The following is a 15,083-nucleotide window of genomic DNA, read 5'->3' on the forward strand; positions in this document are numbered from 1 at the left end:
GGAAGCCCCGTGGGTGGAAACAGGCATTTCGGTGGGGACGCGAAATGTCGACCCCGTGAGGACACATCGCGACATTTCCATGCGACCTCAGCGGACGTGATGCTTCCGTGACCCCGGAATCGGCTGTGGCGCATATCACTGTTTCCCGCGCAACCGCGGGCGACGGCAGGCCCGCGGCGCGGGACGGGTTCGGGTGCCTGTCCGCAGCGGTGCAGGGCTTCGGCGGGGGCGCGCCGCACTGCGCCGTCGCCGGGACCGGGATATCCGGGACCGGGATATCAAGGAGCGTGAAGGTGAGCGAGGCCCGGCGGTCCCCACGGCCAAGGAGCACTCTCGTGGAATTCGACCCCACCGACCGGCGCACGGCGGACGTGGACGACGATCCCGTCGCCGTGGAGGTGGTGCGCGACCGGCTGGGACTGACCGGCACCAAGCTGGTAGCGCCTCGGGCCACCAGTCGGGCCCACGCCGAATGGCCCCTGGCCGAGGCCACCGCCCGGATCGCGCTCGATGAACAGGCCACCGCCCCCTCGCCCAAGGCCGGCTAGCCGGCCCGCCTCGGGCGTCCCCACCGTCGGCCGACGCTCCGGGGCCGAGGTGGGACTGTCTCAAGCGGGCGGGTGGGGACGCACCCGAGGCCCGTTCGACGTGGCCTGAATGTCGTCGGAGGGCTCCGCAAACCCACCACCGGTGAGATCACCGCATCGAGGGAATGTCACGGTCGTGGTCGCCATGGGCCGGTGACGCACGGTTAGTGTCGCTCCGAACCCGGACGGACCCGCCGGTATTCGCCCCCTTCTTGCCTCACCGGTGACCGCCCGCGCGCGGGTCACCTTCCTTGCCCTGTGAAGGAGAGCCCGTCCCGATGACCGTGGAGACCAGCCCCGAGGCGCAGCTGTCCCCGAGCCCGCAGACCAGCCTTGGCACGGCGGCCGCCCGCAACCTCGCCACCACGACCAAGTCCGCTCCGCAGATGCAGGAGATCAGCTCCCGCTGGCTGCTGAGGACGCTCCCCTGGGTGGAGACCAAGGGCGGCACCTACCGGGTGAACCGCAGGCTGACCTACACCGTCGGCGACGGCCGCATCGAGTTCGTCCAGGACGGCTCCCGCGTCCGCGTGATCCCCGCCGAACTGGGCGAACTCGCCGTGCTCCGCGGCTTCGACGACCTCGAGGTCCTCACCGCGCTCGCCGGCCGCTGCGTCCAGCGCGACTTCCGTGCCGGGGAGGTCCTGGCCCAACGGGGAGCCCCCGCCGAGCAGATCCATCTGATCGCGCACGGCCGCGTCAGCCAGAGCACCGTCGGCAAGTACGGGGACGAGATCGCCGTCGGCGTCCTCGCCGACGGCGACCAGTTCGGCGAAGCGGCCCTGCTGGACGACGACGCGCGCTGGGACCACACGGCCACCACCGAGACCTCCGGCACCCTGCTGACCCTCTCCCGCGCCGACTTCGCCGCCGTACTGGACACGGCGCCCGCACTCCGCGACCACATCGACCGGTTCCGCTCCCTGCCCCTGCAACGGCAGAACAAGCACGGCGAGGCCGAGATCGCCCTGTCCGCCGGCCACGTCGGCGAAGCCGAACTGCCGGGCACGTTCGTCGACTACGAGCTCAACCCGCGCGAGTACGAACTCTCCATCGCGCAGACCGTCCTGCGGGTCCACACCAGGGTCGCGGACCTCTACAACGAGCCGATGAACCAGACCGAGCAGCAACTCCGGCTCACCATCGAGGCACTGCGCGAGCGCCAGGAGTACGAGCTCGTCAACAACCGGGAGTTCGGGCTCCTGCACAACGCGGCCTTCAAGCAGCGCATCCAGACCCACTCCGGCCCGCCCACCCCGGACGACCTCGACGAACTGCTCTGCCGCCGCCGCGGAACCAAGTTCCTCTTCGCCCACCCCAGGACCATCGCCGCGATCGGACGCGAGTTCAACGCCCGCGGGCTCTACCCCGACCACGTCGACCTCGGCGGACAGCAGGTCCCGGCCTGGCGCGGGGTGCCGATCCTGCCCTGCGGCAAGATCCCGATCAACAAGGACCAGACCAGCTCCATCATGGCGATGCGCACCGGCGAGGACAACCAGGGCGTCATCGGCCTGCGCCAGACCGGTCTGCCCGAGGAGTACGAGCCGGGGCTGTCCGTCCGGTTCATGGGCATCGACGAGCGGTCGATCATCTCCTACCTGGTCACCACCTACTACTCCGCCGCGATCCTGGTGCCCGACGCGCTGGGAGTCCTGGAGAACGTGGAGATCGCCCGCAGGCAGGCCTGAGCACCCGGCGGCATCCGGGACACCCCCACCACCCGACAAGGAGACACGGATGCCCGACCCCGGGCCCCACGCGCCCGCCCGGCCCCCGCTGCCCGGCCCGCCCACCCTCCGGCCGCCCGTCCCGCCCCCCGGAAACGCGGACCCGGCCGCCCCCCGCCCTGCCGCCCCCCGCCCTGCCGTCCTACGCCCGGCCGCCCCGCGCCCGGCCGCCCCGCGCCCGGCCGTCCTACGCCCGGCCGCCCCGCGCCCGGCCATTCCGCGGCCGCCCGTCCCGCCCCCCGCCACCGCGGGCCCGGTCGCGGATCCCGCGGTTCCACCCGTGGCCGGTCCCCCCGCACCGGAGGTGCGCACGCCCAGCTCCGCACTCGCGCGGATCCTGCGCGGCCCCAGCGGGGTCGGCACGTCCGGGCTGTACCTGACCGGGCGCCCGGCAGCGCCCCCGACCCGGGAACCGGCGCCGGCGCCCGGACCGGAACCGGCCGGCAGGCCCATCCCGGGGCTCTACCACCACCCCGTGCCCGAACCCGACCCGGTGCGGGTCGCCGAGGTCAGCCGCCGGATCAAGGACTGGGCGGTCAACGAGGTCGAGCTGTTCCCCCCGGACTGGGAGGACCAGTTCGACGGGTTCTCGCTGGGCCGCTACATGGTCGCCTGCCATCCCGACGCACCGACCGTCGACCACCTGATGGTCGCCACCCGGCTGATGGCCGCCGAGAACGCCCTGGACGACTGCTACTGCGAGGACCACGGCGGCTCGCCCATCGGCCTCGGCAGCCGCCTGCTGCTCGCCCACACCGCTCTCGACCCCCTCCACACCACGGCGGAGTACCAGCCGCACTGGGCGGCCTCCCTGCACGCCGACGCCCCGCGGCGCGCCTACCGCTCCGCCATGGAGTACTTCCTCCGGGCGGCCTCCGCCTCCCAGGCGGACCGCTACCGGCACGACATGGCCCGCCTGCACCTGGGATACCTCGCCGAGGGCGCCTGGTCCCAGGCGGAACACGTCCCGGAGGTGTGGGAGTACCTGGCCATGCGCCAGTTCAACAACTTCCGCCCCTGCCCGACCATCACCGACACCGTCGGCGGCTACGAACTTCCGGCGGACCTGCACGCCCGACCCGCCATGCAACGCGTCATCGCGCTCGCCGGGAACGCGACCACCATCGTCAACGACCTGTACTCCTACACCAAGGAACTCGACGCCCCGGGCGTGCACTTGAACCTGCCCGTGGTGATCGCCGAACGCGAGGGCATGCCGGTCCGCGACGCCTACCTGAAGGCCGTGGAGGTCCACAACGACCTGATGCGCGCCTTCGAGGCCGAGTCAGCGGAACTGGCCGCCGCCTGCCCCCTGCCGGACGTCGTCCGCTTCCTGCGGGGCGTGGCCGCGTGGCTCGACGGCAACCACCACTGGCACCAGACGAACACCTACCGCTACAGCCTGCCCGACTTCTGGTAAGGACGGACCACCCTGTGACCCACACCCAGCCCAGCACCTCGACCCCCACCGCGTTCGTCCCCGCTCCCGCGACGCCCTACCAGGGCGACATCGCGCGGTACTGGGACCACGAGGCCCGGCCGGTGAACCTTCGTCTCGGCGACGTCGACGGGCTGTACCACCACCACTACGGCATCGGCGAGGTCGACCACGCGGCCCTCGGCGACCCCGCCGACAGCGCGTACGAGAAGAAGCTGATCGCCGAGCTCCACCGCCTGGAGTCGGCGCAGGCCGAGGTCCTCCTGGACCACCTCGGGACCATCGGGCGCGAGGACACGCTCGTGGACGCCGGCTGCGGGCGCGGGGGATCGATGGTCATGGCCCACCAGCGCTTCGGCTGCCGGGTCGAAGGGCTCACGCTGTCGGCCAAGCAGGCCGAGTTCGGCAACCGGCGCGCGCGGGAACTGGGCATCCAGGACTCCGTCCGGTCCCGCGTCCGCAACATGCTCGACATGCCGCTCGAGACCGGGCAGGCGGCGGGTTCCTGGAACAACGAGTCCAGCATGTACGTCGACCTGCACGACCTGTTCGCCGAGCACGCGCGCGTCTTGCGGGTCGGCGGGCGCTACGTGACCATCACCGGCTGCTGGAACCCCCGGTACGGCCAGCCCTCGAAGTGGGTCTCCCAGATCAACGCGCACTTCGAGTGCAACATCCACTCCCGCCGGGAGTACATGCGGGCGATGGCCGACAACCGCCTCGTGCCGCAGGCCGTCATCGACCTGACCCCGGACACCCTGCCCTACTGGCAACTGCGGGCCACGTCCTCGCTGGTCACCGGTATCGAGGAGGCGTTCATCAACTCCTACCGGGACGGCTCGTTCCAGTACCTGCTGATCGCCGCCGACCGCGTCTGACCGCCGCACCCCGCGTCGCCGCCCGTGACTCAGTACACCAGCTTGTAGGTCACCTCCTGGGCGACCGGTGCCGGTGCGGTGTCGGTGTAGACGAGCCGGATCGTCGTGTAGCGCCGCACCTCCGGGTGCTCGGGCCAGGACTCCGGATGGCTCAGGGTCACCGTCACCGGGTAGGCGCGGAAACGTCCGGCCGCGCAGTAGGGGTTGCAGTCGTTCACCATGTCGGTCCCGGTGGCGGTGGCGGTCCGAGGCCCCCACGTGTGCCAGTGCAGGTCGACGAGGCGGTTGTTGCCGTCGCCGCACGCCAGGATGTACTCCTCGGGGCGCGTCTGCGCCTCGGACGAGCAATCGACCACGACCGGATCCAGGGGGGCTGCCGCGCCCCGGGCCGTCGCCGTCGCGGCGGGGTGTGCAGAGACCGGAACCGCGGCGGCCGTCAGGGCCGCCGCGGCGCACAGCAGGCCCGCCGTCCGCACCCCGTACCGGGAAGCGCGTGCGGGTCGGCCGGGTGCGGAAACGTTCACGGGAAGACCCTCCTCGCCACTCGCTGGCCGCCGATGCTGAGGCTGTACCCAGCTTCCCCCATCCGTGGAGACCGTGCACCCGCTGCGGAGGCCGGGCGCCGGAGGGGCCGGGTCCCCGCCCCGTCCGGCGCTACTTCTCCAAAGCCCGGACTCCGAGGCGCTCCAGCTCCAGGCAGCGCTCCACCCGCTCGGCGCACGCGTCGAAGAGGGAGCGCCGCTCCTCGGCACCGGCCTGCGCGTCGGTGTCCCGGGCGAGCGCCGCCAGGTCCGACCAGTGCCGGGCGGATTCCCTGAAGAGCCCGGCGGCCTCCGGGCGCCCGACCAGGTCGAGGAAGTCGGCGTACAGCGGCCTGGTCGCGCCCGGCGCGGTCCACTCCTCCTCCAGGCAGGCGTGGAGCCGCCGGGTACCGGCCCGCAGTGCCTCCGGCGAGCTGCCGAACCGGCGCTCCCAGCCCGTCCTGGTCGTGCTGTCGCGCAGTTGCGCGGCGAACTTCTCCATCCCGCTGAAGCCGAAGTTCACGTCGAAGGCGTTCCCGAGCACCGGCCCGGTCAGGTGCGTGACGGTGGAGGCGATCGCCCCGGCCACGTCCGGTTCCTCCTCGGCCGGGCCGGTGGGCACGATCAGCTGGTGGCGGCCCTTGCGGTGGGCGGTCCAGGCAGCGCCGAACTCCTCCCGGTCGATCCGGTGCGGGGTCTCGGCGCCGTCCTCGATCAGCAGGTCGTCGCCGTCGTATCCGGCGATGACGACGGTGTAGGGGTCGGCGCCGGTCATCTCGGCGTCCGGATCGGGCGTGTGCCAGGGCAGGGAGGAGCGGTCCACCACGCAGAAGGCGGGCCGGCCCCCGTCGAGTGCCGCCCGGACCCGGCCCCAGCGGGGATTCATCGCGCGGGTGGCCTCGTACGGCACGCCCAGGCGGCCGAGGGCGACCTGGACCCAGGGCTCGGGGTGGGCCTGGGCCACGATGGTGGCGATGGGCAGTCGGCCCGCGTACTCGAAGACGAAGTACATGAAGCCGATTCCGCCGGCCAGGCCGGCCACGAGCTCCTCGTCGTGGACGCTGCCGAGCGCGTGGCGGATCAGGGAGGCTTCGCGGTGGCGTCCGGTGCCGAAGTCTTCGTACACGAGCACAGTCATGGAGGTCAGCCTATCCGCGCGGGTGCCGCGCCCCGCGGCCCGGGGCGCTGCCGTGCCGCCCGCGCTCCCGCCCGCGGCCCGCCGGCCGATCGCCTCCCGGAGCAGGAGCGGGCGAACGAACGTACGATGGGCGGGAACCGGCGCGGTACGGCTCGTCGCGGCGCCGGCGCACGCCGCTCGTGGGAGACACATGGCAGAGGTCGCCGACACAGCGCGGACCGTCATCCTGACCGTGGACGACGACCCGGGGGTCTCCCGCGCCGTAGCCCGCGACCTGCGGCGCCGCTACGGCGCCGGCTACCGCATCGTGCGCGCGGAGTCCGGCGAATCCGCGCTGGACGCGCTGCGCGAGCTGAAGCTGCGGGGCGACCTGGTGGCGGTGATCTTGGCGGACTACCGCATGCCGCGGATGAACGGCATCGAGTTCCTCGAACAGGCCCTGCACGTGTACCCCGGCGCGCGGCGCGTGCTGCTGACCGCGTACGCCGACACCAACGCGGCCATCGACGCGATCAACGTCGTCGACCTCGACCACTACCTGCTCAAGCCGTGGGACCCGCCGGAGGAGAAGCTCTACCCGGTCGTCGACGACCTGCTCACCGCCTGGCGCGCCAGCGACTACCGGCCGGTACCGGCCACCAAGGTGGTCGGTCACCGCTGGTCGGCGCGCTCCTCGGCGGTGCGGGAGTTCCTCGCCCGCAACCAGGTGCCCTACCGCTGGTACTCCTCCGACGAGCCCGAGGGGCGGCGGCTGCTGGAAGCGGCCGGTGCCGACGGCCACCGGCTGCCGCTGGTGATCACACCGGACTGCACCGTGCTGGTCGAGCCCGAGGCCCCGGACCTCGCCGCCCACGTCGGCCTCGCGACGACTCCGGCCGCCGACTTCTACGACCTCGTCGTGATCGGCGGTGGACCGGCCGGGCTCGGCGCGGCGGTCTACGGCGCCTCCGAAGGGCTGCGGACGGTGCTGGTCGAGCGGTCGGCGACCGGTGGGCAGGCCGGCCAGAGCTCCCGCATCGAGAACTACCTGGGGTTCCCCGACGGCGTTTCTGGCGCGCAGCTCACCGACCGCGCCCGCCGCCAGGCCGGCCGGTTCGGGGCCGAGATCCTCACGGCACGCGAGGTCACGGGGCTGGAGGTCAACGGCGCGGCGCGTGTCGTCCGCTTCTCCGACGGGTCGTCGGTCACCGCGCACAGCGTCATCCTGGCGACCGGGGTGTCGTACCGGCAGCTCCAGGCGCCCGGCTGCGAGGACCTCACCGGCTGCGGCGTGTACTACGGCTCCTCGCTCACCGAGGCGTCCGCCTGCCAGGAGCAGGACGTGTACATCGTCGGAGGCGCCAACTCGGCCGGGCAGGCGGCGATGTACCTGGCGCGGGGGGCGAAGTCGGTGACCCTGCTGGTGCGCGGGGAGTCCCTGGCGGCGTCCATGTCGTACTACCTGATCCAGCAGATCGAGGAGGCGCCGAACATCTCGGTGCGGGTCCGCACCGTCGTGGAGTCGGCGCACGGCGACGGGCACCTCGAACGGCTGACGCTGCGGAACGTGGACAGCGGCGCGACCGAACTCGTCGACGCGCAGTGGATGTTCGTCTTCATCGGAGCGGCCCCGCGCACCGACTGGCTGGACGGCACGGTGCTGCGCGACGCGCGCGGCTTCATCCTGGCCGGACCGGACCTCACGCCCGACGGCCGCCCGCCGGCCGCGTGGGAGCTGGACCGGTCGCCCTACCACCTGGAGACCAGCATTCCCGGCGTGTTCGTGGCGGGTGACGCACGTGCCGAGTCCGCCAAACGCGTCGCGTCCGCCGTCGGAGAGGGAGCCATGGCCGTGATGCTCGTCCACCGCTACCTGGAGCAGTCATGAGCGGACACGCCATGTCGTGCGACCCGCGGGAGGTCGCCTCGCTGTTCCTGTTCGAGAAGCTCTCCCCGGAGCAGCTCGGTGAGCTGTGCGCCGCGGGCCGGGTGGAGCGGTTCGAGGCCGGCCCGGTCTACACCGAGGGCGACCCGGCGACCTGCTTCTTCGTGATGATCGAGGGCACCGTCGTGCTGTCCCGCCGGGTCGGCGGCGACGACGTCGAGGTGAGCCGGACCTCGCAGCGCGGGGTGTACTCGGGGGCCATGCAGGCCTACCTGGGCGACCGGGTACCGCAGACGTACACCAACTCGATGCGGGTGACCGAGCCGACGCGGTTCTTCGTGCTGCCCGCACAGTCGTTCGCGGACTTCATGCGGGAGTGGTTCCCGATGGCCGCACATCTGCTCGAGGGGCTCTTCTTCGGCGCGAGGAACACCCAGCGGGCCATCGGGCAGCGCGAACGCCTCCTCGCGCTCGGGTCGTTGTCCGCCGGTCTCACCCACGAGCTCAACAATCCGGCCGCGGCCGCCGTCCGGGCCACCGCGGCGCTGCGGGAACGCGTCGGCAAGATGCGCCACAAACTGGCCGTCATCGCCCACGGACCCTACTCCCGCGAGACCCTCGCCGAACTGATCGAGATCCAGGAGCGCACCGCCGAACGCGTCGCGAAGGCGCCGGTGCTCAGCCCGATGGAGGCAGCCGACCGGGAGGACGAGCTCACCGACTGGCTCGACGACCACGGGATCGCGGAGGGCTGGCGGGTCGCACCGACCTTCGTCCAGGCCGGACTCGACACGGACTGGCTGGAGCAGGTCGCCGCGACGGTCGCCGAGGACATCCTCCCGGGTGCGATCGGCTGGCTCAACTACACGGTCGAGACCGAGCTGCTGATGGACGAGATCGACGACTCGACCACCCGTATCTCGCACCTCGTGGACGCCGCCAAGCAGTACGCGCAGCTCGACCGGGCCCCGCACCGGGTCGTCGACGTCCACGAGCTCCTCGATAGCACCCTGCTGATGCTCTCGGGCAAGATCGACTCACGGGTCCGGGTGGTCAAGGACTACGACCGCTCCGTGCCCGACGTGCCCGCCTATCCGGCGGAGCTCAACCAGGTGTGGACCAACCTCATCGACAACGCCGTGTTCGCGATCAGGAGCACCGGCCGCGAAGGCACGCTCACGGTCCGCACGGCACGCGAGGGGGACCGGCTGCTGGTGGAGTTCCGGGACACCGGGCCCGGCATACCGGCGGACGTCCGCAGCCGCATCTTCGACCCGTTCTTCACCACCAAGCCGGTCGGCGAGGGCACGGGCCTCGGCCTGGACATCTCCTGGCGGATCGTCGTCAACAGGCACCACGGGAGCCTGCAGGTCGAGTCCGTACCCGGAGACACCCGTTTCCAGGTACTGCTCCCGCTGACCGCGCCGGAACCCGGGGGCGCGGCCGATGCCGGCGCCGATGCCCGTACCGAGACCGAGATCGCGGAGGAGCCGGTATGACCGACATCAAAGGAATCGAACCGAGCGCCGCGCCCTCCGGCCCGGGCTGCCTCGACTGCGACGCGGCGGGCGGGTGGTGGTTCCACCTGCGCCGCTGCGCCCAGTGCGGGCACGTCGGCTGCTGCGACTCCTCGCCCGGCGGGCACGCCACGGCCCACTGGGAGTCCACCGGCCACCCCGTCGTACAGAGCTTCGAACCGGGGGAGGAGTGGTTCTGGGACTACGAAAGCGGCCGGCTGTACGAGTCGGGGCCCGAGCTGGCGCCGCCGGGCGGCCACCCCGTGGACCAGCCGGCGCCGGGTCCGGCGGACCGGGTGCCCCAGGACTGGACGCGGCAGCTGCGCCGCTGAACGCCTCGCGGGCCTGCGGCCCGAACCGTCCGTCGCGCGACGCGGTCCCTACCGGTGCCGGGCCAGTGAGTGGACCAGGACGAGGAGCGCGAAGGCGATGACGGCCAGGTGGACCCAGGCGGGGCCGGGCGCCGGCGTCAGGGCGAGGGAAGTCAGTGTGATGGAGGTCATATCACGCGCGTGCCCCCATCCGCCGCAATCACGCTCCCCGAGGGGCGTGACCCGGCGGGCCGGCCGGGTCGCCCGCTCGCGGTGCGGAACGGGGCGGACCGGGCCGGTCACATGCCCGTGGACCTGCCCGAGGTCAGCCGGGACGCGTCGATCTCGGCCCAGACGGCCTTGCCCGCGTCATGGGTGACGGTTCCCCAGCGATCGGAGAGGCGTTCCACGATGTAGAGGCCGTGCCCGCCGGGAAGCCCCCGCGGGGACGGGTGCGGGCGCGGCAGCGTGGTCGTGCCGTCGTACACCTCGATGCGCAGCACCTCACCGGCCGTCAGCGCGAGCTCGATGCAGCCGCCCGCGTGCAGGGAGGCGTTGGTCAGCAACTCTGACACCAGGAGCAGGACGTCCTCCGAGGTCTCGGCCCCGTCCCACCCCCAGTCCCGCAGGGCCTGGCGCGTGAAATCGCGGCCCTTCGCCACGTGACCGCGGACGCCGGACAGGGCGAGCCGACGGCGCTGCCCCGCCACGGAAGGCCCGGTACGCAGGGACTCGCCGGTCTGCGTTCCGATGGTTTCCACTGTGAACTCTCACCCCCATCGATGGCACTGGTCTGTGATCGCGGGAACGTTGCCGTTCCCGCCGGCCCCACACGGCCGGTGTCGTGCACCGGCCGTCCCCCCGGAACCCGGGACATCGAGCGTGCCCGACAGTCTAAGGGAGCGCCGGCCTCAAGGAGCCGCCATGTGCAGTCTGAGAACGAGACCGCTGTCCGAGGCGCGTATCTCGACGAGGTCGCACAGCTGATGGATCATCCACAGGCCGCGGCCGCCGTTGACCGACGCGAGGGAGGGCCGACGGCGGCCCGCGAGCGGGTTGGCGAGGTGGCCGCCGTCGCGGATCTCGGCCACGACGCCGGTGCCGGTGCTCCACAGCCGCAGCGATCCCCGCCCTCCGCCGTGCGCCAGGGAGTTGGCCGCGGCCTCGCTCAGAGCGAGGACGAGGTCGCCCCGGCGTGCCGCGCTCAGGGCCGTACCGCGTGCCCAGGCCTCGGCGTGCTCGCGGACCTCGCCCAGGTCCCCATGGCCGTAGTCGAGCCGGGGCGCGTGCCCTTCCGGCTCCGGCAGGGGGAGATCGCAGTCGGCGGACACCGCCGCGGCGTCCTCGTAGTGCGGGCTGAGCAGGTCCTCGCCCCGCGTGCTGACCACGGGATGGGTGCGCCGCGCGTCGGACACCACGGCGGCCGGCAGGCCCTGCACGTCGTACGGGCACAGGATGGTGGCGTCGCGTCCCGCGAAGGCGGTGTTGATCAGCGCTTCGTGGCGCGTGGCCTCCAGCACCTCGGCCTGCGAGCGGCCGGGCCAGATGGGCTCGCCCACGATCCGGGCGGGCCGGCCCGCGTGCCGGTCGGCGAAGTCCTGCAGGGCGGAGAGGATGCGGCCGGGGTTGCGCCCGAGCCCCGTCATGTCCGTCCAGGTGACCTCGGCCGCACCCGCACCGACGCTCTCGCGCAGGGCGTCCAGCTGGTCGCCGGGCACGGCGACGAGCACCGGCTCGTCGGCGTCGAGGGCGGTGCGCACGAACCCTCCCACCCCTGCCAGGTACTCCGCCTGGCCCTGGTAGAAGAGGGCGGGGTGGACGAAGGCTCCGGGGCTGGTGGACGCAGGAAGGGTGATCATGCTGCGACCTCCAGCGCGGCACATTCGTCCGGGAACATCGCCACGATCTTGCGGAGCGAGTACGGCGGGTGGTGGAGCAGCAGGCGGCGCCCCTGTCCGGTGAGGGTGGAGGTGGCCTGCAGCAGGGCGGCGACCGCCTCCGTGTCGAGGAAGGCCACGTCGGCGAGGTCGAGGTGGACGACCGGGCCCGGGATCCGGGTGACGACGCCGAGCGCCGCGCTGAGGATCGGCCGGGTGTCGAGATCGCAGCTGCCGCTGAGCAGGGCTCCGGGCCGGTCCGGCAGCGGCTGCGCGCTCAGCAGCGGCGCCCTCCCCGCATCCGCCCGCGCTGGGGCGCACCGGAGGACCGCGTCCGCCCACCGCACGCTGTCGAAGAGCGCGGGGGCGTCGTGCGGGGGGACGGACGCGTCGTTCCGGTCAGGAGAGGGCATGCCGGCTGCCTACACCGAGAGCATTCCGGCGCGCAGCCGCGTCAGGGTGCGCGACAGCAGGCGCGAGACCTGCATCTGCGAGATGCCGAGGACCGCGCCGATCTCCGCCTGCGTCTTCTCCTCGCCGAAGCGCATGCTGAGGATCACCCGGTCGCGCTCGTCGAGCTGCTCCAGCAGGGGAGCCAGGGTGTGGAACTCCTCGAAGAGCTCCATGGCGGGGTCGACGTCGCCGAGCCGGTCGGCCAGCGGCTGCGTGGTCCGGCCCGTCGCGGACGGCTCGTCGCCGTCGGCGCCGGTGGTGTCCAGGGAGCCGCTCGTGTAGCCGTTGGCCGCGACGAGACCGTCGATGACCTGTTCCTCGGTCAGCTCGAGGTGCTCGGCGACCTCCTTGACCGTCGGGGCGCGGCCCAGGACGTCGGTCAGGGCCTCCTGCGCCTTGGCCAGCTCCGTCCGCAGCTCCTGCAGACGGCGGGGGACGTGCACGGCCCACGTAGTGTCGCGGAAGAAGCGCTTGATCTCGCCCGTGATGTACGGCAGGGCCAGGGTGGAGAACTCCACCTCGCGGTCGATGTCGTACCGGTCGATGGCCTTGATGAGGCCGATGGTCCCCACCTGGATGATGTCGTCCATGTCCAGGCTCCCGCCCAGCGCGCGGGCCCGGAAACGGCGCGCGGCGAACTGGACGAGCGAGAGGTTCATCTCGATCAGGGTGTTGCGGGCGTACTGGTACTCCGGGGTGCCCTCTTCCAAGGAGCGGAGCCGCTCGAAGAAGACCCTCGAAAGTTCGCGTGCGTCGGAGGGCGCCATTTCACGGGCGTTGTCCACCCGGAACTGATCCACGTCCTGCGCCGGGACTCCAGCGGTGCCGGCCGGCGCGGGTGGAATGTGCGCGTCTGTTGCAGGCATGGCGCTGACGGCGGTGGCCGAGCGAGACATGTGGCCGTTCCCCTCCCGATTGACTGATGGCTGCCCGGGCGCTTGTGCCCCGACTTCGCGGTCTTACACACCCCCAACCATATTTCTTTTCACCGATCTGCGGGACAGGCGTGCCGGGCACGCCACCAGGCGTCCTCAGCGGGGCCGCGAACAGGCATACTCCCTTCCGGAGGCCGTACAGGCGACGATGCGGGGAGGCGGACATGACCGGAGCACAGGACGCATACCACGATGGCGTGGTCGGTGGGAGCTACCCCGCCGGCGCCGGGTGGGTGGTGAGCGCGCGGGGGGAACTCGACCAGGACACCCTCGCCCCGCTGGAGCAGGCATTGGTCTCGGCGGCGGACCGGCACGGGCTGGTGGTGCTGGACGCCCGCGCCATCACCTTCGGCGACTCGTCGTTCCTCAACCTGCTGCTGCGGATGCACCAGCGCACCACGCTGCGCGTGGCCGCCCCCGGCGAGCAACTGCGCCGTCTCTTCGCCCTCACGGGCGCCGACACCGTCCTGTCCCTCGCACCGAGCGTCGAGGAAGCCGTCGCCGGTCGCTGACCGGTCGCCCCGCGCCGCGGCCCGGACGACCGGTCGGTCGCGGTGGAGGACGGTTCTCCCACCGGGTCGGTCGCTGCCGGCGACGCGGCCGCCCGGACCCCGCCCCGTGCGCCCTTGCCCCCACCCCTCTCGCCCGATGTGGTGTTTGTCACCGCCCGCCTACCCCGTGCTCGCGCATGCACCCGAGCAACCGTGCGCGAGCGAAGCCGCGAGGTGATCGCGTGCTTTAGGGTCCCTCCCGCGGCGTTAGCCTTCTTCGGTCGGCCGTGCGGAAAGCGGAACCTGTCGGCCGGGTGGCCGGCGCACACGGAGTGAGGTTGGCGGATGGCTGAGAGGGCGGGCGCGCAGTCACCGGGTGGCTCGACGACGCTGTCGGGGGACGGCGGGATCGGCGAAGCGGAGCTGCGCCTTCTGCTGGCCGGCCTGACAGCCGTGCGGGACGGGGACTTCCGTACCCGGCTCCCCGACAGCGCGGACGGGCTGCTCGGCGAGATCGCCACCGTGTTCAACGGCATGGCCGACCAGCTCTCGCTGTTCACCTCCGAGGTGACGCGCGTGGCCCGCGAGGTGGGCACCGAGGGAACCCTCGGCGGACAGGCCGTCGTTCCGGGGGTCGGCGGCGCCTGGTTGGATCTCACGGATTCGGTCAACTTCATGGCCGGAAACCTGACGGCGCAGGTGCGCTCCATCGCGCAGGTCGCGACCGCCGTGGCCAAGGGGGACCTCTCACAGAAGATCACCGTCACCGCCCGGGGCGAGATCCTGGAACTGAAGGAGACCATCAACACGATGGTCGACCAGCTCTCCGGGTTCGCCGGCGAGGTGACGCGCGTGGCGCGCGAGGTCGGTACCGAGGGCCGGCTCGGCGGTCAGGCGGACGTGAAGGGCGTCTCCGGGACCTGGAAGGACCTGACGGAATCGGTCAACGTCATGGCCGACAACCTGACGGCGCAGGTCCGGTCGATCGCTGAGGTCACCACCGCGGTGGCGCAGGGTGATCTGACGCAGAAGATCCGGGTGGACGCGCGGGGTGAGATCCTGGAGCTGAAGGAGACCATCAACACGATGGTCGACCAGCTGTCGGCGTTCGCGGACGAGGTCACGCGCGTGGCGCGCGAGGTGGGCACCGAGGGCAACCTCGGGGGTCAGGCCACCGTGCGGGGCGTGTCGGGCACGTGGAAGGACCTCACGGACAACGTCAACGTGATGGCGTCGAACCTGACGGGGCAGGTGCGCTCGATCGCCCAGGTGGCCACGGCGGTGGCCCGCGGTGACCTGTCGCAGAAGATCATGGTGGAGGCGAAGGGCGAGGTCGCCGCGCT

16 protein-coding genes are annotated in these 15,083 nt (G+C 72.2%); 9 read left to right on the forward strand and 7 right to left on the reverse strand.

Features of this window, described 5'->3' with window-relative positions:
* Nucleotides 1–335 precede the first annotated feature (335 nt).
* From AC07FY_RS25760 to AC07FY_RS25775, 4 genes are all read left to right on the forward strand, one after another.
* On the forward strand, nt 336–548 hold the full coding sequence (locus AC07FY_RS25760; protein WP_479010335.1) for a hypothetical protein: 213 nt from the start codon (nt 336–338) through the stop codon (nt 546–548).
* Between the two features lie 317 nt (nt 549–865).
* Nucleotides 866–2,278, forward strand: a complete 1,413-nt coding sequence (locus AC07FY_RS25765; protein WP_479010338.1) for a family 2B encapsulin nanocompartment shell protein — start codon at nt 866–868, stop codon at nt 2,276–2,278.
* A 49-nt stretch (nt 2,279–2,327) separates the two neighbouring features.
* A complete protein-coding gene (locus AC07FY_RS25770; RefSeq protein WP_479010341.1) occupies nt 2,328–3,737 on the forward strand; it encodes a family 2 encapsulin nanocompartment cargo protein terpene cyclase in 1,410 nt (469 codons plus the stop codon).
* A 14-nt stretch (nt 3,738–3,751) separates the two neighbouring features.
* Nucleotides 3,752–4,633: a geranyl diphosphate 2-C-methyltransferase gene (locus AC07FY_RS25775; protein WP_479010344.1), complete on the forward strand. Its 882-nt coding sequence runs from the start codon at nt 3,752–3,754 to the stop codon at nt 4,631–4,633.
* 29 nt (nt 4,634–4,662) lie between these two features.
* On the opposite strand, the gene AC07FY_RS25780 is transcribed toward AC07FY_RS25775, so the two are convergent.
* Nucleotides 4,663–5,157, reverse strand: coding sequence for a hypothetical protein (locus AC07FY_RS25780; protein WP_479010346.1), 495 nt, complete (start codon nt 5,155–5,157; stop codon nt 4,663–4,665).
* A 130-nt stretch (nt 5,158–5,287) separates the two neighbouring features.
* Nucleotides 5,288–6,292, reverse strand: a complete 1,005-nt coding sequence (locus AC07FY_RS25785) for a BtrH N-terminal domain-containing protein (protein WP_479010349.1) — start codon at nt 6,290–6,292, stop codon at nt 5,288–5,290.
* A 190-nt stretch (nt 6,293–6,482) separates the two neighbouring features.
* On the opposite strand from AC07FY_RS25785, the gene AC07FY_RS25790 reads away from it, so the two are divergent.
* Genes AC07FY_RS25790 through AC07FY_RS25800 form a run of 3 tightly spaced genes read left to right on the forward strand, consistent with a single transcriptional unit; the run spans nt 6,483 to nt 10,005 of the window.
* Nucleotides 6,483–8,159 (forward strand): NAD(P)/FAD-dependent oxidoreductase, encoded by a 1,677-nt coding sequence (locus AC07FY_RS25790; RefSeq protein WP_479010352.1) that lies wholly within the window; start codon nt 6,483–6,485, stop codon nt 8,157–8,159.
* Nucleotides 8,156–9,655 carry an ATP-binding protein gene (locus AC07FY_RS25795; RefSeq protein ID WP_479010355.1) on the forward strand — a complete coding sequence of 500 codons (1,500 nt, stop codon included), beginning with the start codon at nt 8,156–8,158 and terminating at the stop codon, nt 9,653–9,655. Before AC07FY_RS25790 ends, AC07FY_RS25795 begins: the two co-directional genes overlap by 4 nt.
* A complete protein-coding gene (locus AC07FY_RS25800) occupies nt 9,652–10,005 on the forward strand; it encodes a UBP-type zinc finger domain-containing protein (protein ID WP_479010358.1) in 354 nt (117 codons plus the stop codon). Before AC07FY_RS25795 ends, AC07FY_RS25800 begins: the two co-directional genes overlap by 4 nt.
* A 48-nt stretch (nt 10,006–10,053) precedes the next feature.
* On the opposite strand, the gene AC07FY_RS25805 is transcribed toward AC07FY_RS25800, so the two are convergent.
* From AC07FY_RS25805 to AC07FY_RS25825, 5 genes are all read right to left on the reverse strand, one after another.
* Complete coding sequence (locus AC07FY_RS25805) at nt 10,054–10,176, reverse strand: hypothetical protein (protein WP_479010361.1); 123 nt, start codon at nt 10,174–10,176, stop codon at nt 10,054–10,056.
* A 107-nt stretch (nt 10,177–10,283) separates the two neighbouring features.
* Nucleotides 10,284–10,745: an ATP-binding protein gene (locus tag AC07FY_RS25810; RefSeq protein WP_479010364.1), complete on the reverse strand. Its 462-nt coding sequence runs from the start codon at nt 10,743–10,745 to the stop codon at nt 10,284–10,286.
* Nucleotides 10,746–10,895: 150 nt separating this feature from the next.
* Entirely contained in the window at nt 10,896–11,843 is a 948-nt protein-coding gene (locus AC07FY_RS25815; RefSeq protein ID WP_479010367.1) for an anti-sigma factor RsbA family regulatory protein, read from the reverse strand.
* Nucleotides 11,840–12,274, reverse strand: a complete 435-nt coding sequence (locus tag AC07FY_RS25820) for an STAS domain-containing protein (RefSeq protein WP_479010370.1) — start codon at nt 12,272–12,274, stop codon at nt 11,840–11,842. Before AC07FY_RS25820 ends, AC07FY_RS25815 begins: the two co-directional genes overlap by 4 nt.
* Before the next feature lie 9 nt (nt 12,275–12,283).
* Entirely contained in the window at nt 12,284–13,180 is an 897-nt protein-coding gene (locus tag AC07FY_RS25825) for a SigB/SigF/SigG family RNA polymerase sigma factor (RefSeq protein WP_479010373.1), read from the reverse strand.
* Nucleotides 13,181–13,413: 233 nt separating this feature from the next.
* On the opposite strand from AC07FY_RS25825, the gene AC07FY_RS25830 reads away from it, so the two are divergent.
* Both AC07FY_RS25830 and AC07FY_RS25835 read left to right on the forward strand, forming a co-directional pair.
* Nucleotides 13,414–13,761, forward strand: a complete 348-nt coding sequence (locus AC07FY_RS25830) for an STAS domain-containing protein (protein ID WP_479010376.1) — start codon at nt 13,414–13,416, stop codon at nt 13,759–13,761.
* Between the two features lie 324 nt (nt 13,762–14,085).
* Nucleotides 14,086–15,083 (forward strand): HAMP domain-containing protein (locus tag AC07FY_RS25835; protein ID WP_479010379.1); only part of this gene is annotated, 998 nt, incomplete at its 3' end.

Source organism: Streptomyces sp. NPDC045967 (assembly GCF_056430495.1).

Excerpts from the sequence above, each read along its gene's own strand:
- AC07FY_RS25765 (WP_479010338.1), top strand. The coding sequence starts at position 866 with ATGACCGTGGAGACCAGCCCCGAGGCGCAGCTGTCCCCGAGCCCGCAG.
- AC07FY_RS25770 (WP_479010341.1), top strand. The coding sequence starts at position 2,328 with ATGCCCGACCCCGGGCCCCACGCGCCCGCCCGGCCCCCGCTGCCCGGC.
- AC07FY_RS25785 (WP_479010349.1), bottom strand. The coding sequence starts at position 6,292 with ATGACTGTGCTCGTGTACGAAGACTTCGGCACCGGACGCCACCGCGAA.
- AC07FY_RS25790 (WP_479010352.1), top strand. The coding sequence starts at position 6,483 with ATGGCAGAGGTCGCCGACACAGCGCGGACCGTCATCCTGACCGTGGAC.
- AC07FY_RS25795 (WP_479010355.1), top strand. The coding sequence starts at position 8,156 with ATGAGCGGACACGCCATGTCGTGCGACCCGCGGGAGGTCGCCTCGCTG.
- AC07FY_RS25800 (WP_479010358.1), top strand. The coding sequence starts at position 9,652 with ATGACCGACATCAAAGGAATCGAACCGAGCGCCGCGCCCTCCGGCCCG.
- AC07FY_RS25805 (WP_479010361.1), bottom strand. The coding sequence starts at position 10,176 with ATGACCTCCATCACACTGACTTCCCTCGCCCTGACGCCGGCGCCCGGC.
- AC07FY_RS25815 (WP_479010367.1), bottom strand. The coding sequence starts at position 11,843 with ATGATCACCCTTCCTGCGTCCACCAGCCCCGGAGCCTTCGTCCACCCC.
- AC07FY_RS25820 (WP_479010370.1), bottom strand. The coding sequence starts at position 12,274 with ATGCCCTCTCCTGACCGGAACGACGCGTCCGTCCCCCCGCACGACGCC.
- AC07FY_RS25825 (WP_479010373.1), bottom strand. The coding sequence starts at position 13,180 with ATGCCTGCAACAGACGCGCACATTCCACCCGCGCCGGCCGGCACCGCT.
- AC07FY_RS25830 (WP_479010376.1), top strand. The coding sequence starts at position 13,414 with ATGACCGGAGCACAGGACGCATACCACGATGGCGTGGTCGGTGGGAGC.